20 protein-coding genes are annotated in these 25,639 nt (G+C 64.6%); 5 read left to right on the top strand and 15 right to left on the bottom strand.

What is annotated here, in order from left to right:
- Positions 1 to 82 precede the first annotated feature (82 nt).
- From ABFA30_RS01535 to ABFA30_RS01505, 7 genes are all read right to left on the bottom strand, one after another.
- Positions 83 to 973, bottom strand: coding sequence for an ABC transporter permease subunit (locus ABFA30_RS01535; protein ID WP_225787632.1), 891 nt, complete (start codon positions 971 to 973; stop codon positions 83 to 85).
- Positions 970 to 1,890, bottom strand: coding sequence for an ABC transporter permease subunit (locus ABFA30_RS01530; protein WP_225787633.1), 921 nt, complete (start codon positions 1,888 to 1,890; stop codon positions 970 to 972). Before ABFA30_RS01530 ends, ABFA30_RS01535 begins: the two co-directional genes overlap by 4 nt.
- A complete protein-coding gene (gene potA, locus ABFA30_RS01525) occupies positions 1,887 to 3,029 on the bottom strand; it encodes a polyamine ABC transporter ATP-binding protein (protein WP_225787634.1) in 1,143 nt (380 codons plus the stop codon). The genes ABFA30_RS01530 and potA overlap by 4 nt, the downstream gene beginning before the upstream one ends.
- A gap of 72 nt (positions 3,030 to 3,101) precedes the next feature.
- Positions 3,102 to 4,196, bottom strand: coding sequence for a polyamine ABC transporter substrate-binding protein (locus ABFA30_RS01520; RefSeq protein ID WP_410045094.1), 1,095 nt, complete (start codon positions 4,194 to 4,196; stop codon positions 3,102 to 3,104).
- Between the two features lie 157 nt (positions 4,197 to 4,353).
- Positions 4,354 to 5,451, bottom strand: a complete 1,098-nt coding sequence (locus ABFA30_RS01515) for a polyamine ABC transporter substrate-binding protein (RefSeq protein ID WP_410045093.1) — start codon at positions 5,449 to 5,451, stop codon at positions 4,354 to 4,356.
- Positions 5,452 to 5,620: 169 nt separating this feature from the next.
- Positions 5,621 to 6,982 carry an aspartate aminotransferase family protein gene (locus ABFA30_RS01510; protein WP_253079835.1) on the bottom strand — a complete coding sequence of 454 codons (1,362 nt, stop codon included), beginning with the start codon at positions 6,980 to 6,982 and terminating at the stop codon, positions 5,621 to 5,623.
- Between the two features lie 48 nt (positions 6,983 to 7,030).
- Complete coding sequence (locus tag ABFA30_RS01505) at positions 7,031 to 8,389, bottom strand: glutamine synthetase family protein (RefSeq protein ID WP_225787637.1); 1,359 nt, start codon at positions 8,387 to 8,389, stop codon at positions 7,031 to 7,033.
- 667 nt (positions 8,390 to 9,056) lie between these two features.
- Here ABFA30_RS01505 and ABFA30_RS01500 point away from each other — a divergent pair.
- Positions 9,057 to 10,433: a glutamine synthetase family protein gene (locus ABFA30_RS01500; RefSeq protein WP_225787638.1), complete on the top strand. Its 1,377-nt coding sequence runs from the start codon at positions 9,057 to 9,059 to the stop codon at positions 10,431 to 10,433.
- Positions 10,434 to 10,514: 81 nt separating this feature from the next.
- On the opposite strand, the gene argA is transcribed toward ABFA30_RS01500, so the two are convergent.
- Positions 10,515 to 11,813, bottom strand: a complete 1,299-nt coding sequence (argA, locus tag ABFA30_RS01495; protein ID WP_225787639.1) for an amino-acid N-acetyltransferase — start codon at positions 11,811 to 11,813, stop codon at positions 10,515 to 10,517.
- Between the two features lie 124 nt (positions 11,814 to 11,937).
- On the bottom strand, positions 11,938 to 13,080 hold the full coding sequence (argE, locus tag ABFA30_RS01490; RefSeq protein WP_410045092.1) for an acetylornithine deacetylase: 1,143 nt from the start codon (positions 13,078 to 13,080) through the stop codon (positions 11,938 to 11,940).
- 147 nt (positions 13,081 to 13,227) lie between these two features.
- Between argE and ABFA30_RS01485 the strand changes: the two genes are divergently transcribed.
- Positions 13,228 to 14,595, top strand: a complete 1,368-nt coding sequence (locus ABFA30_RS01485; protein ID WP_225787641.1) for an inorganic triphosphatase — start codon at positions 13,228 to 13,230, stop codon at positions 14,593 to 14,595.
- Positions 14,596 to 14,652: 57 nt separating this feature from the next.
- Here ABFA30_RS01485 and ABFA30_RS01480 read toward each other — a convergent pair whose 3' ends face one another.
- Entirely contained in the window at positions 14,653 to 15,123 is a 471-nt protein-coding gene (locus ABFA30_RS01480; RefSeq protein WP_368815374.1) for an Lrp/AsnC family transcriptional regulator, read from the bottom strand.
- A 126-nt stretch (positions 15,124 to 15,249) separates the two neighbouring features.
- Between ABFA30_RS01480 and ABFA30_RS01475 the strand changes: the two genes are divergently transcribed.
- The 3 genes from ABFA30_RS01475 to ABFA30_RS01465 all read left to right on the top strand — a co-directional run bounded on the left by ABFA30_RS01475 (position 15,250) and on the right by ABFA30_RS01465 (position 17,771).
- On the top strand, positions 15,250 to 15,576 hold the full coding sequence (locus ABFA30_RS01475) for a hypothetical protein (protein ID WP_368815373.1): 327 nt from the start codon (positions 15,250 to 15,252) through the stop codon (positions 15,574 to 15,576).
- Between the two features lie 111 nt (positions 15,577 to 15,687).
- On the top strand, positions 15,688 to 17,367 hold the full coding sequence (locus ABFA30_RS01470; RefSeq protein ID WP_410045091.1) for a GspE/PulE family protein: 1,680 nt from the start codon (positions 15,688 to 15,690) through the stop codon (positions 17,365 to 17,367).
- A gap of 89 nt (positions 17,368 to 17,456) precedes the next feature.
- Complete coding sequence (locus ABFA30_RS01465) at positions 17,457 to 17,771, top strand: DUF2388 domain-containing protein (protein ID WP_225787645.1); 315 nt, start codon at positions 17,457 to 17,459, stop codon at positions 17,769 to 17,771.
- An 84-nt stretch (positions 17,772 to 17,855) separates the two neighbouring features.
- Here the strand turns inward: ABFA30_RS01465 and gcvP are convergent, their stop codons facing one another.
- The 5 genes from gcvP to ABFA30_RS01440 all read right to left on the bottom strand — a co-directional run bounded on the left by gcvP (position 17,856) and on the right by ABFA30_RS01440 (position 25,253).
- Complete coding sequence (gene gcvP, locus ABFA30_RS01460) at positions 17,856 to 20,729, bottom strand: aminomethyl-transferring glycine dehydrogenase (protein WP_253090967.1); 2,874 nt, start codon at positions 20,727 to 20,729, stop codon at positions 17,856 to 17,858.
- A 77-nt stretch (positions 20,730 to 20,806) separates the two neighbouring features.
- Complete coding sequence (gene gcvH, locus ABFA30_RS01455) at positions 20,807 to 21,190, bottom strand: glycine cleavage system protein GcvH (RefSeq protein ID WP_225787647.1); 384 nt, start codon at positions 21,188 to 21,190, stop codon at positions 20,807 to 20,809.
- A gap of 47 nt (positions 21,191 to 21,237) precedes the next feature.
- Positions 21,238 to 22,320 (bottom strand): glycine cleavage system aminomethyltransferase GcvT, encoded by a 1,083-nt coding sequence (gene gcvT / locus ABFA30_RS01450; RefSeq protein WP_225787648.1) that lies wholly within the window; start codon positions 22,318 to 22,320, stop codon positions 21,238 to 21,240.
- Between the two features lie 124 nt (positions 22,321 to 22,444).
- Positions 22,445 to 24,067 (bottom strand): ABC transporter permease, encoded by a 1,623-nt coding sequence (locus ABFA30_RS01445; RefSeq protein WP_368815371.1) that lies wholly within the window; start codon positions 24,065 to 24,067, stop codon positions 22,445 to 22,447.
- A gap of 184 nt (positions 24,068 to 24,251) precedes the next feature.
- Entirely contained in the window at positions 24,252 to 25,253 is a 1,002-nt protein-coding gene (locus ABFA30_RS01440) for an extracellular solute-binding protein (protein WP_225787650.1), read from the bottom strand.
- Between the last annotated feature and the right edge of the window lie 386 nt (positions 25,254 to 25,639).

The raw sequence follows: 25,639 nt of genomic DNA, 5'->3' as shown, positions 1-25,639 counted from the left end.
GGGCGGTGTGTTCGAGGCGAGGTGGGGCAGTCAGGCGGGGACGTTGTCATCCTGGGGCCGCGAAGCGGCCCCAGGAAGTGGATCAGGCGGATGCCGCAGCCGGTGGGCGCTGGCCCTCTGGCTGGCGCCACTCGCCGGCGGCACTCTCCTCGATCGCCTGCTGGATCGCCCGGCGGCGACGCTCTTCGGCGCGGCGGCTGAAATACCAGACCAGGAAGGTCATCAGCGATACCGACAGCAGGATCAGGCTGGCCACCGCGTTGATCTCAGGCTTCACGCCCAGGCGCACGGCAGAGAACACTTCCATCGGCAGGGTGGTCGAGCCCGGACCGGACACGAAGCTGGCCAGTACCAGGTCGTCCAGCGACAGGGCGAACGACATCATGCCGCCCGCCGCCAGCGACGGGGCGATCATCGGGATGGTGATCAGGAAGAACACCTTCCACGGCTTGGCCCCCAGGTCCATGGCCGCTTCCTCGATGGACAGGTCGAGCTCGCGCAGGCGCGCCGACACCACCACCGCCACATAGGCCGCGCAGAAGGTGGTGTGGGCAATCCAGATGGTGACGATGCCACGCTCCTGGGGCCAGCCGATCATCTGGGCCATGGCCACGAACAGCAGCAGCAACGACAGACCGGTGATCACCTCGGGCATCACCAGCGGCGCGGTGACCAGGCCGCCGAACAGCGTGCGGCCCTTGAAGCGGGTCACCCGGGTCAGCACGAACGCCGCCAGGGTCCCCAGCGCCACCGCGGCGACCGCGGTGTAGCAGGCGATCTCCAGCGAGCGCATCACCGAACCCATCAGCTGGGAGTTGTCGAGCAGGCCGACGTACCATTTCACCGACCAGCCGCCCCAGACCGTCACCAGCTTGGAGGCGTTGAACGAGTAGATCACCAGGATCAGCATCGGCAGGTAGATGAACAGCAAGCCGAGCACCAGCATCAATGTGGAGAAACTGAAACGCTTCATGCCCTGCCCTCCATTTCCTTGGCCTGGCTGCGGTTGAACAGGAGGATGGGCACGATCAGGATCACCAGCATCACCACCGCCAGGGCGGACGCCACCGGCCAGTCACGGTTGTTGAAGAACTCCTGCCACAGCACCTTGCCGATCATCAGGGTTTCCGGGCCGCCGAGCAGCTCGGGGATGACGAACTCGCCCACCACCGGGATGAACACCAGCATGCAGCCGGCGATGATGCCGTTCTTCGACAGCGGCACAGTGATTTTCCAGAAGCTGTTGAAGGTGCTCGAACCCAGGTCCGACGCGGCCTCGAGCAGGCTTGGGTCGTGCTTCACCAGGTTGGCGTACAACGGCAGGATCATGAACGGCAGGTACGAATAGACCACGCCGATGTACACCGCCAGGTTGGTGTTGAGGATCTGCAACGGCTGGTCGATCACCCCGAGCCACAGCAGGAAGCTGTTGAGCAAGCCGTTGTTGCTGAGGATGCCCATCCAGGCATAGACGCGGATCAGGATCGCGGTCCAGGTCGGCATCATGATCAGCAGCAACAGTACGGTCTGGGTTTCCTTGCGTGCATTGGCGATGGCGTAGGCCATGGGGTAGCCGATCAACAGGCACAGCAGGGTGCTGAAGAAAGCGATCTTCAACGAGCCCAGGTAGGCCGAGATGTACAGTTCGTCCTCGGTCAGCAAGCCGTAGTTGGCCAGGTTCAGCACCAGCTGCACCTTGTCCTCGACGTAGCTGTAGATCTCCGTGTAGGGCGGGATCGCCACGTCGGCTTCGGCGAAGCTGATCTTCAGGACGATGAAGAACGGCAGCATGAAGAACAGGAACAGCCAGATGAACGGCACACCGATCACCAGGTGGCGCCCCTGCGGGGTGACCTTGTTGAGTGCTCGCTTGAGCTTGCGGATGTTCATGAGCGCAGTACCACGCCGCTGTCGTCTTCCCACCAGACGTACACGTCGTCGCCCCAGGTCGGCCGGGTACCCTGGCGCTCGGCGTTGGCGACGAACGACTGGACGACCTTGCCGGTGGGCAGCTCCACGTAGAACACCGAGTGGCCGCCCAGGTAGGCGATGTCGTGGACCTTGCCGCGCGACCAGTTGTGCTCGCAGGTCGGCTGCTCGGTGGTGACCAGCAGCTTCTCCGGCCGCAGGGCATAGGTGATGCGCTTGTCCTCGACCGAGGTCGTGACGCCATGGCCCACATAGATGTTGCGCTCGAGCTCCGGCGAGGCGATCAGCGCGTGGCCCTCGGCATCGTCGACCACTTCACCCTCGAACAGGTTGACGTTGCCGATGAATTCGCAGACCAGACGGCTGGTCGGGGTCTCGTAGACGTCCACCGGCGAGCCGATCTGGGCGATCCAGCCCAGGTGCATGATGGCGATGCGCTGGGCCATGGTCATGGCCTCTTCCTGGTCGTGGGTCACCATCACGCAGGTCACGCCGACCCGCTCGATGATCTCGACCAGTTCCAGTTGCATCTGCGAGCGCAGCTTCTTGTCCAGCGCGCCCATGGGTTCGTCGAGCAGCAACAGCTTCGGCCGCTTGGCCAGCGAACGGGCCAGGGCCACACGCTGGCGCTGGCCACCGGAGAGCTGGTGCGGCTTGCGCTTGGCGTACTGGGTCATGTGCACCAGCTTGAGCATCTCGGCCACGCGGGCGTCGATCTCGGCCTTGGGCATCCTGTCCTGTTGCAGGCCGAAGGCGATGTTCTGCGCCACGGTCATGTGTGGGAACAGGGCGTAGGACTGGAACATCATGTTGATCGGCCGCTCGTAGGGCGGCATGTCGGTGATGTCGACGCCATCGAGGAAGATCCGCCCTTCGGTCGGGCGCTCGAAGCCCGCCAGCATGCGCAGCAAGGTCGATTTGCCGGAGCCGGAGCCACCCAGCAGGGCGAAGATCTCGCCCTTGCTGATTTCCAGGGACACATCGTCCACAGCTACCGTTTCGTCGAACTTTTTCGTGACCCGATCGATCTTGACCAGCACCTGCTTGGGCTGCTGGCTACCCTCGAGGGCTTTCTTATAGGCTCCGGAGGCAACTGCCATGAATGAAACTCCCAACAAGATTTTTATGCCCGCACACCCTGTCGCTGCAGGGCGCGCGGCGGCTCTGGATTGTTATTTGCCCGACTTGACCTTGGTCCAGCTGCGGGTCATCAAACGTTGTACCTTGGGTGGCAACTCGGCATTGACGAACATCTTGTCCAGTACTTCCTGCGGTGGGTAAACCGCAGCGTCAGTCCTCACATCCTGGTCCATCAGGTCGCCAGCCTTGGGGTTGGGGTTGGCATAACCGACGTAGTCACTGACCTGGGCGATAACCTCAGGCTTCAGCAAGTAGTTGATGAAGGCATGGGCCTCCTTGGCGTTGCTGGCATCCTTGGGGATGGCCAGCACGTCGAACCAGAGGTTGCCGCCTTCCTTGGGAATGGCGTAGGCCAGCTTCACGCCCTTGCCGGCCTCTTCGGCGCGGGCCTTGGCCTGGAATACATCGCCGGAGAAGCCGGCGGCGACGCAGATGTCGCCGTTGGCCAGGTCGGTGATGTACTTGGAAGAATGGAAGTAGGTCACGTAGGGACGCACGGCCAGGAGCTTCTCCTCGGCCTTCTGGTAGTCCTTGGGGTCGGTGCTGTTGGGGTCCAGGCCCAGGTACTGGAGGACCGCCGGCAGCATCTCGTCGGCCGAATCGAGGAAGGCCACGCCGCACTTGGCGAGCTTTTCCATGTTCTGCGGCTCGAACAACACCGCCCAGGAGTCGATCGTGTCGGTGCCCAGCGCGGCCTTGACCTTCTCGACGTTGTAGCCGATACCGTTGGTGCCCCACAGGTAAGGCACGGCGTACTGGTTGCCCGGATCGTTCTTCTCGAGGCGCTTCATCAGCACCGGATCCAGGTTGGAATAATTGGGCAGCAGGCTCTTGTCGAGCTTCTGGAAAGCGCCCGCCTTGATCTGCTTGCCGAGGAAATGGTTGGACGGCACCACCACGTCGTAGCCGGTACGGCCGGCCAGCAACTTGCCTTCCAGGGTTTCGTTGGAGTCGAAGACATCGTACTTGGCCGCGATACCGGTTTCCTTCTGGAAGTCGGCAAGGGTCGTCGGGCCGATGTAGTCGGACCAGTTGTAGATGTGCACCGTAGGCGCTGCTTGGACGCCGAATGCCAGCGTCAGACCCGCTCCAGCCATCATGGCCTTGCGAAATATGGAAATAGACAAGTGGGTGGTCCTCTCAATCAGTGCCTGTGACGGCGCGAAGCGGCCGTACACGCAAAACCGGCGCGCAACTTACCTTCGCGGCATCGATGCCGCAAACTTATTTGCCTCACATCGCCTCTGGGCCGGGAAGCCCCGGCCCAGAGGGCCCGCGACGGGCTTACTTGCCCGACTTGATCTTCGTCCAGCTGCGGGTGATCAGACGCAGGGTGCCTGCATCCTGGTCGCTGATCGCATACAGCTGCTTCTTCACGTCATCCGAGGGGTAGATGCTCGGGTCGCCGGAGATTTCCTTGTCCACCAGCGGGGTGGCCGCCTTGTTACCGTTCGGGAAGCGCACGGCATTGGTGATCTCGGCCATGATTTCCGGCTGCATCAGGAAGTCCATGAACTTGTAGGCGCCTTCGACGTTCGTGGCGTCCTTGGGGATGGCGACCATGTCATAGAAGGTACCGGCGCCTTCCTTCGGAATGACGTATTCCAGCTTGACCTTGTCACCGGCCTCGTGGGCACGGGCCTTGGACTGCTCCAAGTCGCCCGAGTAGCCGACGGCCACGCAGATGTTGCCGTTGGCCAGGTCGGAAATGTACTTGGAGGAATGGAAGTAGGTGATCGACGGCCGGACGCTCAGGAACAGCTCCTCGGCGGCCTTCAGGTCCTGCTTGTCCTTGCTGTCGGTCGGCTTGCCCAGGTAGTGCAGGGCCGCCGGGATCATCTCGGTCGGAGCATCGAGGAAACTCACGCCGCAGCTCTTGAGCTTGGCGATGTTCTCCGGCTTGAACACGGCATCCCACGAGTCGATCTTGTCCACGCCCAGCGCGGCCTTGACCTTCTCCGGGTTGTAGCCGATGCCGATGGAGCCCCACATGTAGGGGAAGGCGTACTTGTTGCCCGGGTCGCTAGCATCACCGACGGCCTTGAGCAGGTCTTCGTCGAGGTTCTTCCAGTTCGGCAGCTTGGAGCGGTCCAGCTCCTGGTAGACGCCGGCCTTGATCTGCTTGGCCAGGAAGTTGTTCGATGGCACGACCACGTCGTAGCCGGACTTGCCCGCCAGCAACTTGGCTTCGAGGGTCTCGTTGCTGTCGAAGACGTCGTAGACCACCTTGATGCCGCTCTGCTTCTCGAACTTGGCCACGGTTTCCGGGGCGATGTAGTCCGACCAGTTGTAGACGTGCAGCACCTTGTCGTCAGCCTGAACAGCGGTCGCCATGACACCCATCAGGGCCGTGGCCAGCAGCGTCTTGCCCATTTTCTTCATGCGTAATGCTCCAGAATTTATTATCAAGCCATCTGTTCAGCAGCCAAGATCCCACGGTGCAGCGCTGGGCGACTGAAACAGCCGCTAGTCTGGCAAGTTACAAGGCGCTGTTTCAAGGAAAGCAGGGCCTTGTAACCGCTTAATGTCACTTCGCTAGCGTAGCAGGCGGTCACCGGACCGCTTCGAGCGTCAGGTCCAGGCATTTGCGCGCCTTTTCCACCAGCTCGTCGACCTCCTCACGGCTGATCACCAGAGGCGGTGCGATGATCATGGTGTCGCCCACCGCACGCATGACCAAGCCGTTTTCGAAGCAGAAATTACGGCAGATCATGCCCACGCCCTTGCCTTCGTAGCGGCTGCGGGTCGCCTTGTCCTTGACCAGCTCGATCGCGCCGAGCAGGCCCAGGCCGCGTACCTCGCCCACCAGCGGGTGGTCCTGCAGCTCACGCAGACGCTTTTGCAAATAGGGTGCCGTTTCCGTGCGGGCACGCTCGACGATCTTCTCGTCGCGCAGGATACGCAGGTTTTCCAGGCCCACCGCGGCCGCCACGGGGTGACCGGAGTAGGTGAAGCCGTGGTTGAAGTCGCCGCCCTCGCTGAGCACCTGGGCCACGGTGTCACGCACGATCACACCGCCCATGGGGATGTAACCGGAGGTCAGGCCCTTGGCGATGGTCATCAGGTCGGGTTGCAGGTCGTAGTAGTCGGAGCCGAACCACTCGCCGGTGCGGCCGAAACCGCAGATCACTTCGTCGGCGACGAACAGGATGTCGTACTTGGCGAGGATCTCCTTGATCTTCGGCCAGTAGGTCTCGGGCGGGATGATCACACCGCCAGCCCCCTGGATCGGCTCGGCGATGAAGGCGGCGACCTTGTCCTCGCCGACTTCCAGGATCTTCTTCTCCAACTGCTCGGCGGCCCAGACCCCGAATTCGTCCGGAGTCATGTCGCCCCCTTCGCCGAACCAGTACGGCTGCGGGATGTGCACGATGCCTGGGATCGGCAGGCCGCCCTGCTCGTGCATGCCGCTCATGCCACCGAGGCTGGCGCCGGCCACGGTGGAGCCGTGGTAGCCGTTGACCCGGCCGATGATGGTCTGCTTGCCCGGCTTGCCCTTGAGCGCCCAGTAGTGGCGCACCATGCGCAGCACGGTGTCGTTGCCCTCGGAGCCGGAGCCGGTGAAAAACACATGGGTCATGCCCTTGGGCGCCACGTCGGTGATCGCCTTGGCCAGCTCCAGCGCCGGCGGGTGGGCGGTCTGGAAGAACAGGTTGTAGTACGGCAGTTCGCGCATCTGCTTTTCGGCCGCCTGCACCAGCTCTTCACGGCCATAGCCGACCGCCACGCACCACAGGCCCGCCATGCCGTCGAGGATCTTGTGGCCCTCACTGTCCCACAAATGCACGCCCTGGGCCTTGGTGATGATGCGCGGCCCCTTCTCCTTCAGCTGCTTGTAGTCGCTGAAGGGAGCCAGGTGGTGCTCACCGCTCAGGGTTTGCCATTCACGGGTTTGCGGGTTGTTGACGCTCATGTGCTTCTCCGTTATCCGACAGCCGCGCTCCTGCGGCCCCAGGGTTGATCAGACGGCAAACAGCAGGAACTCGCGCTCCCAGGAGCTGATTACCCGTTTGAAGTTTTCATGTTCCGCCCGCTTGGTGGCGACATAGCCGGTGATGAATTTCTTGCCCAGGTACTGGTCCAGGGCCCGGCAGTTCTGCATGCGCTCCAGCGCATCCTCGATGGTCAGCGGCAGGCGCAGGTTACGCCGCTCGTAGCCCCGCCCCTGGACCGGCGCGCTGGCACCGATGCCTTCGACCATGCCGATATAGCCGCACAGCAGGCTCGCGGCGATGGCCAGGTAGGGGTTGGCGTCGGCGCCCGGCAGGCGGTTCTCCACGCGGCGGTTCTGCGGGCCGGCGTCCGGTACGCGCAGGCCGACGGTGCGGTTCTCTTCGCCCCATTCGACGTTCACCGGTGCCGAGGTGTCTGGCAGGAATCGGCGGAACGAGTTGACGTTGGGGGCGAACAGCGGCAGCGCCTCGGGAATGAACTTCTGCAGGCCGCCGATGTGGTTGAGGAACAGCTCGCTCATGCTGCCGTCCTCGTTGGCGAAGATGTTCTTGCCGGTGGCGACGTCGACCACGCTCTGGTGCAGGTGCATGGCGCTGCCCGGCTCGCCGGTCATGGGCTTGGCCATGAAGGTGGCCGCCACGTTGTGCTTGAGCGCGGCCTCGCGCATGGTGCGCTTGAATACCAGGATCTGGTCGGCCAGGTGCAGGGCGTTGCCATGACGGAAGTTGATCTCCATCTGCGCCGTGCCGTCTTCATGGATCAGGGTGTCGAGGTCCAGCTGCTGCAGCTCGCACCAGTCGTAGACGTCCTCGAACAGCGGGTCGAATTCGTTGGCGGCCTCGATGGAGAACGACTGGCGCCCGGTTTCCGGACGACCGGAGCGGCCCACCGGCGGTTGCAGCGGGAAGTCCGGGTCTTCGCTGCGCTTGGTCAGGTAGAACTCCATCTCCGGCGCGACGATCGGCTGCCAGCCCTTGTCGGCATAGAGCTTGAGGACCTTCTTGAGCACGTTGCGCGGCGACAGCTCGACCGGGTTGCCCTTCTTGTCGTAGGTGTCGTGGATCACCTGGGCGGTCGGCTCGATCGCCCAAGGCACGAGGAACACCGCGTTCTCGTCGGGGCGGCAGATCATGTCGATGTCGGCCGGGTCCAGCAGTTGGTAATAGATGTCGTCGTCGACGTAGTCGCCGGTCACGGTCTGCAGCAGGACACTCTCGGGCAGGCGCATGCCTTTTTCGGCGATGAACTTGTTGGTAGGCGAGATCTTGCCGCGGGTGATGCCGGTCAGGTCGCTGATCAGGCATTCGACTTCGGTGATCTTGTGCTCTTTCAACCAATCGGTGAGCTGGTCGAGGTTGTTACTCATAAATACCTCAGGAGGTAATGTGGCCCGGCCGGCGAAAGCCGGGCGCCGCTGACGCCTGGCGTCGGTCAAGGGGGTTGCCGTGCGACCCGAACGGCCGCGGCAGACCCGTGCCTTGATTCTGGATGGAGTGGATTGCTAAAGCAAAAACCCCCGCGCAGGACGACAGTGGATACACGCCAGTGGAGTGCGTCCGGGCAGAACTCGAAGGGCAGATGAGCGAAAAAGCGTGCAGTAAACTGCTACGAAAGGAGGATGGGCTGTACCCGCCGTCAATTATTGCGGCCAGAGCGCCCACGCGATCGGCGATGCGTGCGAAGCCCTTGCGGCAAGTGACGGAAATACCTGACTGCGCGGCGCAGGCGGCGCTTTCAGGTCGCGGCAGGCGGACCATGTGACCCTCGTATTATTGTGTTCTGGGTTGAGACCGAGCTTAGCCTTGTTCATTTTTTTACACAACACCTCTGTAAAAAATAAAACACGTTAAGCCCGAGATAGCCCTTCCACGGCAAAATAGCGGATAATGGCACGCCCCTATATGCAGCAAATCTGCCGTCGATGTGCCATTTCAGGGCATCATGGGGCTGGCTTGACTTCACCTGGTCTTTCGGATTGACTGGGCTTGCAAGCCCCCCTTGATTGATATTTTTAACAACAAAGGTGTTGCATCATGTCGGTACCCCCGCGTGCCGTTCAGCTTAACGAAGCGAACGCGTTCCTTAAGGAACATCCCGAGGTTCTCTACGTTGACCTTCTGATTGCAGATATGAATGGTGTGGTGCGTGGCAAACGCATCGAACGCACCAGCCTCCACAAGGTTTACGAGAAAGGCATCAACCTGCCCGCCTCCCTCTTCGCCCTGGATATCAACGGTTCCACCGTCGAGAGCACAGGCCTTGGCCTGGACATCGGCGATGCCGACCGCATCTGCTACCCGATCCCCGGCACCCTGTCCAACGAACCCTGGCAGAAGCGCCCCACCGCCCAGCTGCTGATGACCATGCACGAGCTCGAAGGCGAGCCGTTCTTCGCCGACCCGCGCGAAGTGCTGCGCCAGGTGGTGAGCAAGTTCACCGACATGGGCCTGACCATCTGCGCGGCGTTCGAGCTGGAGTTCTACCTGATCGACCAGGAGAACGTGAATGGCCGTCCGCAGCCGCCGCGCTCGCCGATCTCCGGCAAGCGCCCGCAGTCGACCCAGGTCTACCTGATCGACGACCTCGACGAATACGCCGACTGCCTCCAGGACATCCTCGAAGGCGCCAAGGAACAAGGCATCCCGGCCGACGCCATCGTCAAGGAAAGCGCCCCGGCGCAGTTCGAGGTCAACCTGCACCACGTCGCCGACCCGCTCAAGGCCTGTGACTACGCGGTGCTGCTCAAGCGCCTGATCAAGAACATCGCCTACGACCATGAGATGGACACCACCTTCATGGCCAAGCCCTACCCGGGCCAGGCAGGCAACGGCCTGCATGTACACATCTCCGTGCTGGACAAGGATGGCAACAACATCTTCACCAGCGAGGATCCCGAGCAGAACGCCGCGCTACGTCACGCGGTCGGCGGTGTGCTCGAGACCCTGCCCGCGTCCATGGCGTTCCTCTGCCCGAACGTCAACTCCTACCGCCGCTTCGGTGCGCAGTTCTATGTGCCGAATGCGCCGAGCTGGGGCCTGGACAACCGTACCGTGGCCCTGCGCGTGCCGACCGGCACCCCGGACGCCGTGCGCATCGAGCACCGCGTGGCCGGCGCCGACGCCAACCCGTACCTGATGATGGCCGCTGTCCTGGCCGGCGTGCACCATGGCCTGACCAACAAGGTCGACCCAGGCACTCCGATCGAAGGCAACGCCTACGAGCAGCTGGAGCAGAGCCTGCCGAACAACCTGCGCGATGCCCTGCGTACGCTGGACGACAGCGAGATCCTGAACAAGTACATCGATCCGAAGTACATCGACATCTTCGTCGCGTGCAAGGAGAGCGAGCTGGAGGAGTTCGAGCATTCGATCTCCGACCTCGAGTACAACTGGTACCTGCATACCGTGTAAACGAAAACGCCGCCCCCAGATGTGGGAGCGGCCTTTCGCGACACAAGGCCGCCCCCACACAGAAACCGCGCTACAGGCTACTTACAGGGGCTTCTCGAAGATCTTCGAATTGCGCTGGTAGTTGTACAGCGACGCCCGCGCCGCCGGCAGCCGCTCCACGCCACTGGGCGCGAAGCCACGCTCGCGGAACCAGTGGGCGGTACGGGTCGTCAGCACGAACAAGGTCTTGAGCCCAAGCTTGCGCGCCCGGCTCTCGATCCGCTCGAGCAACTCGTCCCCCCGCCCACCATGGCGATACTCCGGGTTCACCGCCAGGCACGCCAACTCCCCCGCCTCGGAATCGGCGATCGGGTACAACGCCGCGCAGGCGATGATCATGCCGTCACGCTCGACCACGCTGAACTGCTCGATCTCCCGCTCCAGCACCTCGCGCGAACGCCGCACCAGGATGCCCTGCTCTTCCAGCGGGCTGATCAGCTCCAGCAGGCCGCCGACATCCTCGATCGACGCCTCGCGGACGATCTCGAACTGCTCCTGGGCCACCAGGGTGCCGCCGCCATCACGGGTGAACAGCTCGGTGAGCAGCGCACCGTCCTCGGCATAGCTGACGATATGGCTGCGCGCCACGCCGCCCTTGCAGGCCTCGGCCGCAGCGTCCAGCAACTCGCCCTGGTAGTCGCTGCCCAGGCGCAGCAGGTGCGGTGCGACCTGCTGCGGACGCAGCTCGCGCACCAGCTTGCCGTGCTCGTCGAGCAGGCCCGACTCGGCACCGAACAACAGCAGCTTGTCGGCTCCCAGCTCGATGGCGGCGCGGGTCGCCACGTCCTCGCAGGCCAGGTTGAAGATCTCGCCGGTGGGCGAATAGCCCAGGGGCGACAGCAGCACGATGGAGCGCTCGTCCAGCAGGCGGTTGATGCCCTTGCGGTCGATCCGCCGCACCTCGCCGGTGTGGTGATAGTCGACCCCTTCGAGCACGCCGATCGGCCGGGCGGTGACCAGGTTGCCGGCGGCCACCCGCAGGCGCGAGCCCTGCATGGGCGACGCCGCCATGTCCATGGACAGGCGCGCCTCGATGGCGATGCGCAGGGCGCCCACCGCATCGATCACGCATTCGAGGGTCGCCGCGTCGGTGATGCGCATGCCGCGGTGGTAGTGCGGGGTCAACCCGCGGGCGGCCAGGCGGCTCTCGATCTGTGGACGAGAGCCATGCACCAGCACCAGCCGCACGCCGAGGCTGTGCAGCAGCACCAGGTCATGGACGATGTTGCCGAAATTGGGATGCGCCACCCCATCGCCGGGCAGCATGACCACGAAGGTGCAGTCGCGATGGGCATTGATGTACGGGGAGGCATGACGTAGCCAGTTGACGTATTCGGGCATGACGGGGCCTGTGGATAAGTGAACGGAGAACGGCGAAACGGACGCGGTTCAAAATCATCGTCGGAACAGGCTTGCGGTCACGCGCGCTCTCCTCTAGGCAGGAACGAATCAGGTCAATGGGCGTTTAGCTCAGGCAATAATGCCGGATCAGGTCACGCAATAGACGTACGGTAGGCTCGATTCGTGACATTTCCAGGTATTCGCCCGGCTGGTGGGCGCAGGCGATGTCACCGGGACCGAGCACGATGGTCTGGCAACCGAGTTGCTGAAGATAAGGCGCTTCGGTGCCGAAGGCCACCGCTTCGGCGCGATGGCCGGTCAGACGTTCGGCCAATTGCACCAGCTCGGCATCGGCGGCCTGCTCGAACGGCGGCACCTCGGGGAACAGCGGCGCATAGTCGATCTGCACCTCGAAACGCTCCGCCACCGGCACCAGCTTCTCGCGGATCGCCGCACGCAACTGCTCGGCGTCCATGCCCGGCAAGGGGCGCAGATCGAACTCCAGGGCACACTGGCCGCAGATACGGTTGGGGTTGTCGCCACCGTGGATACAACCGAAATTCATCGTCGGCGTCGGTACCGTGAACTGCGGGTTGCGATAGGTCTGCTGCCATTGCTGGCGCAGCCCCATCAGCTCGCCCATCAGCGCATGCATGGCTTCCAGGGCGCTGCGGCCCAGGCTCGGGTCCGACGAGTGGCCACTGCGACCAAGGACCTCGATGCGCTCCATGAGAATCCCCTTGTGCATGCGGATCGGCCGCAGGCCGGTAGGCTCGCCGATCACTGCCGCACGCCCCAGAGGCTGCCCGGCCTCGGCCAGGGCGCGGGCGCCGGACATGGAGCTTTCTTCGTCGCAGGTGGCGAGGATCAGCAGCGGTCGCTTGAAGCCATGCTCCAGCAAGGGCCTGACCGCCTCGATGACCAGGGCGAAGAAGCCTTTCATGTCGCAACTGCCCAGGCCTATCCAACGGCCATCGACTTCGGTCAGCGTCCACGGGTTGCTGGCCCACAAATTCGGGTCGCAAGGCACGGTATCGCTGTGTCCGGCCAGCACCAGGCCGCCCGGGCCGCTGCCACGGCTGGCCAGCAGGTTGAACTTGCCCGGCGTGACCTGGCGGATTTCGCAGGCGAACCCCAGGTCGCCCAGCCAGCTGGCCAGCAGATCGATGACCTGGCGGTTGGACTGGTCCAGCGCAGGCTGGGTACAACTGACCGAGGGGGCGGCGATCAGGGCGGCGAACTGGTCTTTCAGCGACGGCAAGGGCATGCACGTTCTCCTCGGAATCGTTGCCCATCATAGCAACGCACGCCCGTCCCCGGGCAAGCTGACGGCCCGCCCCCAGCAGTAAACCCACAGTGCGCAAGCGACTCCTGTAAACTGCCTGGCAACGATGCCCTCTCCTTCGAGCCTGCGATGCACAAAGAAACCGAACTCAAGCTCCGTGCCAGCCGCGAAACCCTCGCCGCGCTGCGCGAGCACCCCTTGCTGAAAAAGCGCAACAAGTCCGGCTGGCAGACCCGCGAGCTGCTCAACCAGTACTTCGACACCCCGGCCCGCGACCTCGCCGCCGCCCGCGTCGCCCTGCGCCTGCGCCGCGACGGCGAGGTGATCATCCAGACCCTCAAGTGCCGTGGCCAGAGCGTGGCCGGCCTGTCCGAGCGCAACGAGTACGAATGGTACCTGGACAAGGTCAAGCTCGACCTGAAGAAGCTCGACGACAGTTGCTGGCCGGCGCAATTGGCCGACCTGGACAAGAAGACCATCAAGCCGCTGTTCACCACCGACTTCACCCGCGAATACGCCGAGATCGCCTGGGGCCGCGGCAAGGCCAAGGTGGTGATCGAGGCCGCCCTCGACCAGGGTTTCGTCATCGCCGGCAAGCGCAAGGAAGCGATCAGCGAACTGGAGCTGGAACTGCGTGAAGGCGCCCCCGAAGCCCTGCTGGAGCTCGCGGCGGAGCTGGCCGCCAGCCTGCCGCTGATGCCTTGCGACATCAGCAAGGCCGAGCGCGGCTACCGCTTGCTCGAGCCCGATAGCTACGAATTGAGCCTGCCGAGCACCCAGCTGGACGCCGAGATGGCGCTGGACGACGCCTTCGCCGCCCTCGCCTGGCAGTTGCTGGGCAGCAGCCAGCGCCTGGCCGAGCAATACCGCCACAACGGCCACTGGCGCCTGCTGCAGGACTGGGTCGGCTGCCTGGTCGAACTGCGTGCCCTGGTCGGCAGCCTGGGCCAGGCTGCGCCACGGGCCAGCACCCGCACCCTGCGCACCAGCCTCGATGCCCTGCTGGAAGACTGGCGTCCACTGGTACACGCCGGCAACGACGACGAGGACGTGCGCCGCGCCGCCCCGGAGCAGTTCGCCGAGGAGCTGGAAGACACCCGCTGGGGCCAGTTCTCCCTGGAGACCTCGCGCTGGCTGCTGGCTCGCGCCTGGACCGCCGAACGCACCGGCCGCGGCGAGCGCCAGGGCAAGGCGCAACTGGCCAGCTGGCTGCTGCATCTGCTCGCCGAGGAAGCCCGCGCCCTGCAGTTGCCACTGTATGCCCAGCGCCCGGAAGACCTGGCCGAGCAACTGCCTCGTATCGAGCGCCTGCAGGCCTGGCTGCACCATGCCCGCCAGGTGGTCGAGGCGCCGCAGCTGGACCGTCTCTATGGTGAGCTGAACAAGCTGCACCAGTTGGCCGAACGGCCACTGTCGGATGAGTTGCTGGAAGCCCGCGTCGAGCAGGCACGTCTGGTGGACAAGAGCCGCGCCTGGAAGCACCTGCTCAAGGCTTGAGCCACCCGGGGCCGCCGAAGCGATATTGGGGCTGCTTTGCAGTCCCAACTGGCGGCATCACCGCCCCAGCGGCAAGCTGGTCGTGGACTTGATCTCCGACAACGCGACGATCGAGTTGACTTCCTGGATCCCCGGCACATTCGACAGTTTCTCGAAGAAGAAACGCTCGTAAGCCTCGATGTCCGAGGTCACGATGCGCAGCAGGAAGTCCACCGACCCCATCAGCACATAGCACTCCAGCACCTCTGGAAAGCCCCGGATCGCCTCGGTGAACTCGGCGAAGTTGGAGCGCCCGTGGGCGTTGAGCTTCACTTCGGCGAATATCTGCGTGTTCAGGCCGACCTTCTTGCGATCGAGCAGGGTCACCTGGCCACGGATCACCCCTTCCTCCTTGAGCCGTTGGATACGCCGCCAGCACGGCGATTGCGACAGGCCCACGCGCTCGGCAATCTGCGCGCTGGACAGCGAGGCGTCTTCTTGCAGCAGCGCCAGGATGCGTCGGTCGTAGGCGTCCAGCTCACCTTGCATGAATGATTCTCCAATCTGCCTAATGGCGAATAGATCTATCTGCCCAATAGGCAAATTGATGGGATCATAGCGAAAAAATACCCGCTAAGGCGTGCAAGAATTTCTCCCTCACCGATGGAGACCGGCATGAACGCACTCGAACGGCCCGATACCCCGCACCGCACCGACACCTGGGCCGCCAGCGCCGTCCACTGCACCGTGCACTACCGCCTGCAGGCCGAAGCCGAGCCAGACAGCCTGTGCCGGGTGCTCAACCTGTTCGCCTTGCAGTTCCTCACGCCACATCGCGTCCAGGTCAACCAGCGGGATGACCTGCTCGACATCGAAGTGGGCGTCGACGGCCTGAGCTGGCACCGGGCCGAGGTGATCGCGCAGAAGCTGCGCAACCTGGTGTGCGTGGGTGACGTCAGCCTGGAGAACATGCCGAAGATGGTCGAACTCGCGGCAGGCTGAACTCATCGCGCAAGGCCCGTGCCGCAAGATCCGGAAACCCTTTGCCAGCGCGCATCTGCTTCCCCCCGGCTAGCCTTCCCCAGGACACCTACACCTGGCACGGACGCCGCCATGTATACCGACCAACACCATGCCCTGGACCTTAATCGCCTGCTCGACGCCCTGCTGGCCGAGCGACGCCTGGACGCCAACGACGTCATGCGCGTGCTCGAACGGGCCGCCAGCCACCCCGACGAACATCCCCTGGAAACCCTCGCCAGCCTGGCCCTGGACGATCGCCAGCAGCCCGGCCAGCGCCTGGACCTGGACAGCCTGGGCCAGTGGCTGGCCGGCAAGGTGGGCCAACCCTACCTGCGCCTCGACCCGCTGCAACTGGAGCTGTCGCAGGTCGCCGGGCTGATCTCCCCTGCCTTCGCCCAGCGCCATGGCATCCTCGCCGTGGCGGTCGATGAACACGGCGTCACCGTGGCCAGCGCACAACCCTGCCAGCGCGACTGGGAAATCGACCTGGCCCGCAGCCTGGGCAAGCCGATCCGTCGCGTGCTGGCCAACCCGGTGCAGATCCGCCAACTGGGCCAGACCTTCGTGCGCCTGGCCCACTCGGTACAGGGCGCGCAATACCAGGCCACTGGCCTGGGGGAGCTGGAGCAACTGCTGGAGCTTGGCAAGCGCCAGGCCGAAGCCAGCGTCGACGATGCCCATATCGCGCACATCGTCGACTGGATCCTGCAGTACGCCATCGAGCAGCGCGCCAGCGACATCCACCTCGAACCCGGCCGCGAGCAGGGCCGCCTGCGCTATCGCATCGACGGCCTGCTGCACACCGTCTACGCCTTCCCCGCCGGGGTCATCCTGGCGCTGGTCAGCCGCCTGAAGCACCTGGGGCGCATGGACGTAGCCGAAAAACGCCGCCCCCAGGACGGCCGCCTGAAAAGCCGCCTGCCCGGTGGAAGCGAAGTGGAACTGCGCCTGTCCACCCTGCCGACGCCCTTCGGCGAGAAACTGGTGCTGCGCCTGTTCGATCCGCAACAGTTGCACGAAGACTTCGACAACCTGGGCCTGGATGGCGAACTGCTGCAACGCTGGCAGGCCCTGCTGCGCCAGCGCCAAGGCATCATCCTGGTCACCGGCCCGACCGGTTCGGGCAAGACCAGCACGCTCTATGCCAGCCTCAAGCAACTGGCCACGCCGCAGGTCAACCTGTGCACCATCGAAGACCCCATCGAACGCCTGGAGCCAGCCTTCAACCAGTTGCAGGTCCAGCCTGCGCTGGACCTGGGCTTCGCCAATGGCGTGCGCGCCCTGCTGCGCCAGGACCCAGACATCATCATGATCGGCGAGATACGCGACCGCGAGACCGCCCAGGTCGCAGTCCAGGCCGCCCTCACCGGGCACCTGGTGCTCTCGACCCTGCACACCAACGATGCCTGCGGCGCAGTGACCCGCCTGCAGGAGCTTGGCGTAGCCGACTACCTGATCAAGGCCACCCTGATCGGCGTCATGGCCCAGCGCCTGGTACGCACCCTATGCCAGGACTGCCGGGGCAGTGCCCAGCACGGGGCAGCCTCCTGCCGGACCTGCCGGAGCACCGGCTATCACGGCCGCACCGGCCTGTTCGAGCTGCTGCTGCCGGGCGAGCGCCTGCGCGCCAGCATCGGCCCCGGCACGGACCTCGCCGCCTTGCGCCAGTTGGCCCTGGCCGAGGGACTGCGCGATCTGCGGCGCTGCGGGGACGAAAAAGTGGCTCGCGGCCTGACCAGCCCAGCGGAAGTGCTACGGGTCTGTTCCTGAGGAAAACCCCTTGTATACAGGGAACTTACGTCATCGCGACACGCTCAAAGCGGTCATCCACAGCCCTCACCAACCGAGGTGAAACCATCATGCGTCTTAAAACCGCCATCGCAGTCACTGCCCTGCTCTCGTTACCCTTTGGCTCTGCCCTGGCCGACACCTTCTGGCGCAATATCATCTCGTCAGGCGCGACCACGGCATCGACTTACCTGACGTTCAAGGACCACAAGCTGATCGTTGCCGCCCAGGACGACGCCGGCAGCTTCGTCGCCAGCGACGGCGCGATCCGCGGGCCGTTCCTGGAGGCGGCGATCCGCCAGGTGCGTGCCGACAATCCGGGTGTGCAAGCCAGCGACATGGAACTGGCCAACGCGATCCTGGCCAAGAATGCCGTCGTCGAATAAACCTCCTCGGGCGAGCTTCGAGGTCGCTCACCCTGTAGGCGCGTTGTAATCCTGGGGCTGCTTTGCAGCCCCAAAGCCAATCCCTCAGCGATACGCCTCCACCGGCACGCACGCACAGAACAGGTTCCTGTCCCCATACACATTGTCGACCCGGTTCACCGCCGGCCAGTACTTGTGCTGGCGCACGTGAGCGCTGGGCGCAACGCCCTGCTCCAGGCTGTATGGCCGCTCCCACGGCGCCAGCACGTCGGCCAGGGTATGCGGCGCATGCTTGAGCGGGTTGTCCTCGGCGGGCCAGTTGCCCTCTTGCACCTCGCCGATCTCGGCGCGGATCGCCAGCATGGCCTCGACGAAACGGTCCAGTTCGGCCTTGGACTCGCTCTCGGTCGGCTCGACCATCAAGGTACCCGGCACCGGGAACGACATGGTCGGCGCATGGAAGCCGTAGTCCATCAGGCGCTTGGCCACGTCTTCCTCGGTGATGCCGGTCAGCGCCTTCAACGGCCGCAGGTCGAGGATGCACTCGTGGGCCACGCGCTGGTTGCGCCCACGATAGAGCACCGGGAAAGCCCCGCCCAGCTGGCTGGCCAGGTAGTTGGCCGAGAGGATCGCCACCTCGCTGGCGTCGACCAGTTGCGGCCCCATCATGGCAATGTACATCCAGCTGATCGGCAGGATGCTGGCGCTACCCCAGGGTGCGGCGCTGACCGCGCTGTTGTTCGGGTCCAGGCCCGGAACCGGTACCACCGGGTGGCTGGCGACGAATGGCTGGAGATGGGCGCGCACGCCGATCGGCCCCATGCCTGGGCCACCACCGCCATGGGGGATGCAGAAGGTCTTGTGCAGGTTCATGTGCGAGACGTCGGCGCCGATGTCCGCCGGCCGCGCCAGGCCGACCTGGGCATTGAGGTTGGCGCCGTCCATGTAGACCTGTCCCCCCTGCCGGTGGACCACCTCGCAGATCTCGCGGATACCTTCCTCGTACACACCGTGGGTCGACGGATACGTGATCATCAGGCAGGAAAGCCTGTCCCCGGCGGCATGGGCCTTGGCCTTGAGATCGTCGATATCGACGTTGCCGTCGTCGTCGCACTCGACGATTACCACCTCCATCCCCGCCATCTGCGCCGACGCCGGGTTGGTGCCATGGGCCGACGACGGGATCAGGCACAAGGTGCGCTGGGGCTGGTGGCGGCTGCGGTGATAGCGGGTGATCGCCATCAACCCGGCGTATTCACCCTGGGCACCGGAGTTCGGCTGCATGCAGATGGCATCGAAACCGGTGATGGCGCATAACCAGCGTTCCAGCTCGTCGATCATCGCCTTGTAACCCTGGGCCTGGGCCTCTGGCACGAAGGGGTGCAACTGGGCGAACTGCGGCCAGGTGATGGGAATCATCTCGCTGGTGGCGTTGAGTTTCATGGTGCAGGAACCCAGCGGGATCATCGACTGGTTCAGCGCCAGGTCCTTGTTCTCCAGTTGCTTGAGGTAACGCAGCATCTCGGTTTCGCTGTGGTGCAGGTTGAACACCGGGTGCTCGAGCAAAGGTGTGCGGCGCACCAGAGCTGCGGGAATGCCTTCGGGCAGGGCCTTGTGGTCCAGCTCGGCGATGTCCAGGTCGTGGTCGACGCCGAGGAAGATGTCGAACAGGCGTAGCACCGTTTTTTCCGTGCAGGTCTCGTCGAGGCTGACGCCCAGGTGGCCACGGCCGAGGATGCGCAGGTTGATGTGCGCAGCCTCGGCGCTCTCGATGATGGCCGCCTGGGTGCCGCCCACGTCGAGGGTCAGCGTGTCGAAGAAGTGCGCATTCAGCCGCTTGATGCCCTTGGCCTCCAGCCCGGCGGCGAGGATGAAGGTCAGCCGGTGCACCCGCTGGGCGATCCGTCGCAGCCCCTCGGGGCCGTGGTAGACCGCGTAGAAACCAGCGATGTTGGCCAGCAGCACCTGGGCGGTGCAGATGTTCGAGTTGGCCTTCTCACGGCGGATATGCTGCTCGCGGGTCTGCAGGGCCATGCGCAGGGCGGTATTGCCACGGGCATCGCGGGACACGCCGATGATGCGCCCTGGCATGGCCCGCTTGAACTCGTCGCGACAGGCGAAATAGGCCGCGTGAGGGCCACCGTAGCCCATGGGCACGCCGAAGCGCTGGGTCGAGCCGAGCACCACGTCGGCACCCTGTTCGCCTGGCGGCGTGAGCACCACCAGGCTGAGGATATCCGCGGCGACACAGGCCAGGGCGTGTTGGCCGTGCAACTGGTCGATCAGTGGCCGCAAGTCGCGCACCTCGCCATGGGTGTCGGGGTATTGCAGCAAGGCGCCGAACACCGAGTGCTGGCCCAGGTTATCCACGGAGTCGACGATCAGTTCGAAGCCGAAACCCTCGGCGCGGGTGCGCAGCACCGAGAGCGTCTGCGGATGGCAGTGCTCGTCGGCGAAGAATGCGTTGCTCTTGCTCTTGGCCACGCGCCGGGCCAGGGCCATGGCCTCAGCGGCGGCCGTCGCCTCGTCGAGCAGCGAAGCGTTGGCCAGGGGCAGGCCGGTGAGGTCGATGACCATTTGCTGGAAGTTCAGCAGCGCCTCCAGACGCCCTTGGGCGATCTCCGGCTGGTAGGGCGTATAGGCGGTGTACCAGCCTGGGTTCTCCAGCACGTTGCGCAGGATGACGGTCGGCGTGACGGTACCGTGGTAGCCCATGCCGATCAGGCTGGTCCAGACCTGGTTCTGCCCGGCGTACTCGGCCAGCCTGGCCAGTGCTGCCTGTTCATCCAGGGCGGGCGGCAGGTCGAGAGGGCGATCGAAGCGAATGCCTGGCGGGACGGTCTGCTCGATCAGTTCGCTGCGGCTGGCGACGCCGAGGGCGTCGAGCATGGCCTTCTGCTCCGAGGCGTCAGGCCCCAGGTGACGATGCAGGAAGGGGTTGAGCTCTTGCAGTTGACTCAGGGATGGCGACTGGGACATGGCGACGCTCTCTTCCTAGACCAGGTCTCATGGAGACTTATAAGTCTAGGAAGGGATCGCCAATACCGTGGGAAAACTTACTCGCCTATGGCGGCTTTATAACCGGCGGCGTCCAGCAGGCTGTCAAGTTCAGCAGGATTGCTTGGCTTGAGCTTGAAGATCCAGGCACCGTAAGGGTCGTTGTTCAGCTCTTCGGGGCTGTCCGCCAGCGCTTCGTTCACGGCGATGACTTCGCCCCCCACCGGCGCGTAGATGTCCGACGCGGCCTTGACCGATTCGACGACGCCCGCGGCGTCGCCTGCGGCGAACACCTTGCCCACTTCCGCCAGCTCGACGAAGACCACGTCACCCAGGGCTTCCTGGGCATGGTCGCTGATACCTACGGTCACGCTGCCATCGCTTTCCAGGCGCGCCCACTCGTGGCTTTCGGCAAAACGCAGTTCGGCGGGGATATTGCTCATGTCTTGTATTCCTCGATTGGCTCAGCGGTCGGCCCGCCGGTAATTGTTCAGATCAGGATCTTGCCGTGGCGCACGAAGGTCGGCTTGACCACCCGCACCGGGTACCACTTGCCGCGGATCTCCACCTCGGCGCGATCGCCGGTGGCCATGGGCACGCGCGCCAGGGCGATGGACTTGCTCAGCGTAGGCGAGAAACTACCACTGGTGATCTCCCCTTCGCCAATCCCGGCCACCCGCACCACCTGGTGGGCACGCAGCACGCCGCGCTCCTCGAGCACCAGGCCAACCAGTTTCTCCTGCACGCCGTGCTCGATTTCCGCCAGCAGCCCGGTACGGCCGATGAAGTCGCGCCCGGCCGGCTCCCAGGCGACGCTCCAGCCCAGGTTGGACGTCAGCGGAGTATGGTTTTCGTCGATGTCCTGGCCGTAGAGGTTCATGCCGGCTTCCAGGCGCAGGGTGTCGCGGGCGCCCAGGCCGCTCGGCGCGATGCCGGCGCCGACCAGGTCGTTGAAGAAGGCCGGCGCCTGCTGGCCGGGGAAGATGATTTCCAGGCCGTCCTCGCCGGTGTAGCCGGTGCGGGCGATGAACCAGTCGCCCTCGGCGACGCCCTCGAACGGGCGCAGCTCGCGGATCAGCGCGGCGCGCGCGGCACTGAGCAGGTCGGCGACCTTTTCCCGCGCATGGGGGCCTTGGATAGCCAGGATGGCCAGCTCCGGCCGCTCCACGAACCCGACCGCGAAGCCGGCGCTCTGCGCCTGCAGCCAGGCCAGGACCTTGTCGCGGGTGGCGGCGTTGGCCACCAGCCGGTAGCCGCTTTCGGTACGGTAGGCGATCAGGTCGTCGATGACGCCACCCTGCGCGTTGAGCAGCGGGCTGTACAATGCCTTGCCGGGGCCGTCCAGGCGCGCTACGTCGTTGGCCAGCAGGTGCTGCAGCCAAGGGGTGGCGGCAACGCCATCGACGTCGATCACCGTCATGTGGGAGACATCGAAGACGCCGCAGTCGCTGCGCACCTGGTGGTGCTCCTCGACCTGCGAACCATAGTGCAGGGGCATGTCCCAACCGCCAAAATCGACCATCTTGGCGCCAAGCGCCAGGTGCAGGTCATACAGAGGCGTACGCTGTCCCATGGGTTTCTCCTTCCGGGCGTGGCGAAGCAGCGGTGGGTGGCGACGTCTGTCCGTCATCCGATCTTGTAAGGCCCGCTGCAGCGAATGCCGCGCATTGTAGCTGCAAGGGCGAAGCCTGGCACCCTCAGCGAGGGTGCCCCGGGCGCCGGGCCGAGCGGCGGATCAAGCCGATGACCGGCAACAGGCCGACCAGCACCAGGGTCAGCGCCGGCAACGAAGCCCGTGCCCACTCGCCTTCGCTGGTCATCTCGAAGACCCGGACTGCCAGCGTGTCCCAACCGAACGGACGCATCAGCAAGGTCGCCGGCATTTCCTTGAGCACGTCGACGAACACCAGCAAGGCGGCGCTCAGCGCACCGGGCACCAGCAGCGGTAGATACACCTTGAAAAACAATCTCGCCCCACCGACGCCAAGGCTGCGCGATGCCTCCGGCAGCGAGGGGCGGATGCGCTCGAGGCTGCTTTCCAGCGGGCCGTAGGCCACGGCGATGAAACGCACCAGGTAGGCCAGCAGCAACGCCGAGAGACCTCCCAGCAGCAGTGGCTTGCCGGCGCCACCGAGCCACTTGGAGAGGGGCACCACCAGTTGGTTGTCGAGGTAACTGAAGGCCAGCATGATCGACACCGCCAGTACCGAGCCGGGCAAGGCATAGCCCAGGTTGGCCAGGCCGACACCGGCCCGCACGCCACCGGTCGGCGCCTGGCGCCGGGCGAAAGCCAGCAGCAGGGCCACGCAGACGGTGATCAGCGCCGCCATGGCGCCTAGGTAAAGGGTGTGCAGGACCAGCCCGACGTAACGCTCGTCAAGGTCATGCCGGCCACGCTGCCAGAACCACGCCAGCAGTTGCAGCAGCGGGATGACGAAGGCGCAGGCGAATACCAGCAGGCACCAGCCACTGGCCGCCAGCGCCTTGAAGCCACGCAGGTGATAGAGCGCCTGGCCTCGGGGTCGCTCGTTGCCGATGCGGGTCGCACCACGGGCACGGCGCTCGCCATACAGCACCAGCATCACGACCAGCAGCAGCAGGCTGGCCAGCTGGGCAGCGCTGGACAGGCTGAAGAAGCCGTACCAGGTCTTGTAGATGGCCGTGGTGAAGGTATCGAAGTTGAACACGGCCACGGCGCCGAAATCCGCCAGGGTCTCCATCAGTGCCAGGGCGATGCCGGCTCCGATGGCCGGCCGCGCCATCGGCAGGGCCACCCGCCAGAACGCCTGCAGCGGCGACAGGCCCAGGACCCGCGCCGCCTCCATCAGGCCCTTGCCCTGGGCCAGGAAGGCGGTCCGCGCCAACAGGTAGACATAGGGATAGAACACCAGCACCAGGACGATGATCACGCCACCGGTGGAGCGTACCCGCGGTAGGCGCATGGGCCCGAATACCTCGCGCAGCGCCGTCTGCACGGGGCCGGCGAAGTCGAGCAGGCCGACGAAGACGAACGCCAGCACATAGGCCGGGATGGCGAAGGGCAACATGAGTGCCCAGTCCAGCCAACGCCGCCCAGGGAACTCGCAGAGGCTGGTGAGCCAGGCCAGGCTCACACCCAGCAAGGTCACGCCGATGCCCACGCCAAGCACCAGGGTGAGGGTGTTGTTCAGCAACCGGGTCATCTGGGTGTCGAGCAGGTGCGACCAGATCTGCGTGTCGATCGATTGCCACGAGAGCGCAAGGACGCTCAGGGGCAGGAGTACCAGGGCGGCGATGAGGAAGACCGGGAGGTACCAGCGGCGTTGGGGGGCGTGGGACAAAGCTGAAATCTCGGTGACGTGGCGACCGCATCGCGGCGGTTCGGCGCCCCGGCAAGCCCGCGCCCAATAGGGGCCGAGTCGATCACACAATGTGATGTACCCGGCCATGTGGGAGCGGGCTTGTCGGGGCGCCGAACCGCCGCGAATCAGGGCCTGAATGGCCCCAAAGGATAAGGCCTGCCGCTTAGTTCCAGCCAGCCCGATCCATCAGGCGAATCGCCTCGGCCTGGCGCTTGCCAGCCACTTCGACCGGAATGCTGTCGGCCTTGAAACTGCCCCAGGCGGCGACTTCATCGGAAGGCTTGACCTTCGGATTGGCCGGGAACTCCTGGTTGACGTCAGCGAACAGCTTCTGCGCGCGCTCGCCGGTCATCCACTCGACCAGTTTCTTCGCGGCCTCCGGATGCGGTGCGTGCTTGGTCAGGCCGATGCCCGACAGGTTCACGTGCACGCCACGGTCAGCCTGGTTGGGCCAGAACAGCTTGACCGGCAGGCTGGGTTTCTCCTTGTGCAGGCGGCCGTAGTAGTAGGTGTTGACGATGCCCACGTCGCACTGGCCGGCCTCGATGGCCTGGAGCACGGCGGTGTCGTCGGAGAACACGTCGGTGGAGAGGTTGTTGACCCAGCCCTTGATGATCTCTTCGGTCTTGGCCTCGCCGTGGTTCTCGATCAGGGTGGCGGTCAGCGACTGGTTGTAGACCTTCTTCGCGGTACGCAGGCACAGGCGGCCTTCCCACTGCTTGTCGGCCAGGGCCTCGTAGGTGCTCAGCTCCTCGGGCTTGACCCGCTCGGTGGAGTAGACGATGGTCCGCGCACGCAGGCTCAGGCCCGTCCAGTCATGGGACGAGGCACGGTATTGGGAGGGGATGTTCTGGTCGATGACGTCCGACTTGATCGGCTGCAGGATACCCATCTGCTCGGCCTGCCAGAGGTTGCCGGCATCCACGGTGAGCAGCAGGTCGGCGACGCCGTTCGCGCCCTCGGCCTTGATGCGCTGCATCAACGGGGCTTCCTTGTCGGTGATGAACTTGATCTTCACGCCGGTTTCGGCGGTGTAGGCGTCGAACACCGGCTTGATCAGCTCGTCGATGCGCGAGGAGTACACCACCACTTCGTCCGCCGCCTGAGCGGTGCCGCCGAACAGGGTCAGGGCCAGGGCGGCCAGTAGGGGCTTGCGGGGCAACATGGAAGGCACTCCTCGATGGGTTTAGAGGTACGAATGGTAGTGAATCCCATTTTTCCTCTCACCCGCATAGAGGTTACTGAATGTTGCAGCCCACCCATGACAAGCGAAACGAGATCGGAGAGGCGTCGAGGCCAGCTCTTTTTACTCAGTGCGACAGCATGACGGAAATTTCTGCATTGCTTGTAGGAAGCGTCTATTGCGCCGCATGCAGGGAAAAAGCCCCAGCCTGAGCTGCTAGGTTCCTTGGCTTGACCAAGCACAAGGAGCTGGCACATGCGTGTGAGTCTGGATGGCAAAGGGCAGGCGGTCGATGGCGACCTCACCACCACGGGCGCAACCTGTATCGGTACGGGCGCGGGTTATTTCTCCGGCGGACGCATGGTCCT

Origin of the sequence: Pseudomonas sp. HLMP (assembly GCF_046365545.1) — a bacterium.
GTDB classification, from domain to species: Bacteria; Pseudomonadota; Gammaproteobacteria; order Pseudomonadales; family Pseudomonadaceae; genus Aquipseudomonas; species Aquipseudomonas guariconensis_B.
The sequence above is the reverse complement of the archived record's forward strand: the minus strand, read 5'-3'. Positions and strand labels throughout refer to the sequence as shown.

What these genes read in the sequence shown, in the direction of transcription:
- ABFA30_RS01535 (WP_225787632.1), bottom strand. Translation starts at nt 973, where the DNA reads ATGAAGCGTTTCAGTTTCTCCACATTGATGCTGGTGCTCGGCTTGCTG.
- ABFA30_RS01530 (WP_225787633.1), bottom strand. Translation starts at nt 1,890, where the DNA reads ATGAACATCCGCAAGCTCAAGCGAGCACTCAACAAGGTCACCCCGCAG.
- potA (WP_225787634.1), bottom strand. Translation starts at nt 3,029, where the DNA reads ATGGCAGTTGCCTCCGGAGCCTATAAGAAAGCCCTCGAGGGTAGCCAG.
- ABFA30_RS01515 (WP_410045093.1), bottom strand. Translation starts at nt 5,451, where the DNA reads ATGAAGAAAATGGGCAAGACGCTGCTGGCCACGGCCCTGATGGGTGTC.
- ABFA30_RS01510 (WP_253079835.1), bottom strand. Translation starts at nt 6,982, where the DNA reads ATGAGCGTCAACAACCCGCAAACCCGTGAATGGCAAACCCTGAGCGGT.
- ABFA30_RS01505 (WP_225787637.1), bottom strand. Translation starts at nt 8,389, where the DNA reads ATGAGTAACAACCTCGACCAGCTCACCGATTGGTTGAAAGAGCACAAG.
- ABFA30_RS01500 (WP_225787638.1), top strand. Translation starts at nt 9,057, where the DNA reads ATGTCGGTACCCCCGCGTGCCGTTCAGCTTAACGAAGCGAACGCGTTC.
- argA (WP_225787639.1), bottom strand. Translation starts at nt 11,813, where the DNA reads ATGCCCGAATACGTCAACTGGCTACGTCATGCCTCCCCGTACATCAAT.
- argE (WP_410045092.1), bottom strand. Translation starts at nt 13,080, where the DNA reads ATGCCCTTGCCGTCGCTGAAAGACCAGTTCGCCGCCCTGATCGCCGCC.
- ABFA30_RS01485 (WP_225787641.1), top strand. Translation starts at nt 13,228, where the DNA reads ATGCACAAAGAAACCGAACTCAAGCTCCGTGCCAGCCGCGAAACCCTC.
- ABFA30_RS01480 (WP_368815374.1), bottom strand. Translation starts at nt 15,123, where the DNA reads ATGCAAGGTGAGCTGGACGCCTACGACCGACGCATCCTGGCGCTGCTG.
- ABFA30_RS01475 (WP_368815373.1), top strand. Translation starts at nt 15,250, where the DNA reads ATGAACGCACTCGAACGGCCCGATACCCCGCACCGCACCGACACCTGG.
- ABFA30_RS01470 (WP_410045091.1), top strand. Translation starts at nt 15,688, where the DNA reads ATGTATACCGACCAACACCATGCCCTGGACCTTAATCGCCTGCTCGAC.
- ABFA30_RS01465 (WP_225787645.1), top strand. Translation starts at nt 17,457, where the DNA reads ATGCGTCTTAAAACCGCCATCGCAGTCACTGCCCTGCTCTCGTTACCC.
- gcvP (WP_253090967.1), bottom strand. Translation starts at nt 20,729, where the DNA reads ATGTCCCAGTCGCCATCCCTGAGTCAACTGCAAGAGCTCAACCCCTTC.
- gcvH (WP_225787647.1), bottom strand. Translation starts at nt 21,190, where the DNA reads ATGAGCAATATCCCCGCCGAACTGCGTTTTGCCGAAAGCCACGAGTGG.
- gcvT (WP_225787648.1), bottom strand. Translation starts at nt 22,320, where the DNA reads ATGGGACAGCGTACGCCTCTGTATGACCTGCACCTGGCGCTTGGCGCC.
- ABFA30_RS01440 (WP_225787650.1), bottom strand. Translation starts at nt 25,253, where the DNA reads ATGTTGCCCCGCAAGCCCCTACTGGCCGCCCTGGCCCTGACCCTGTTC.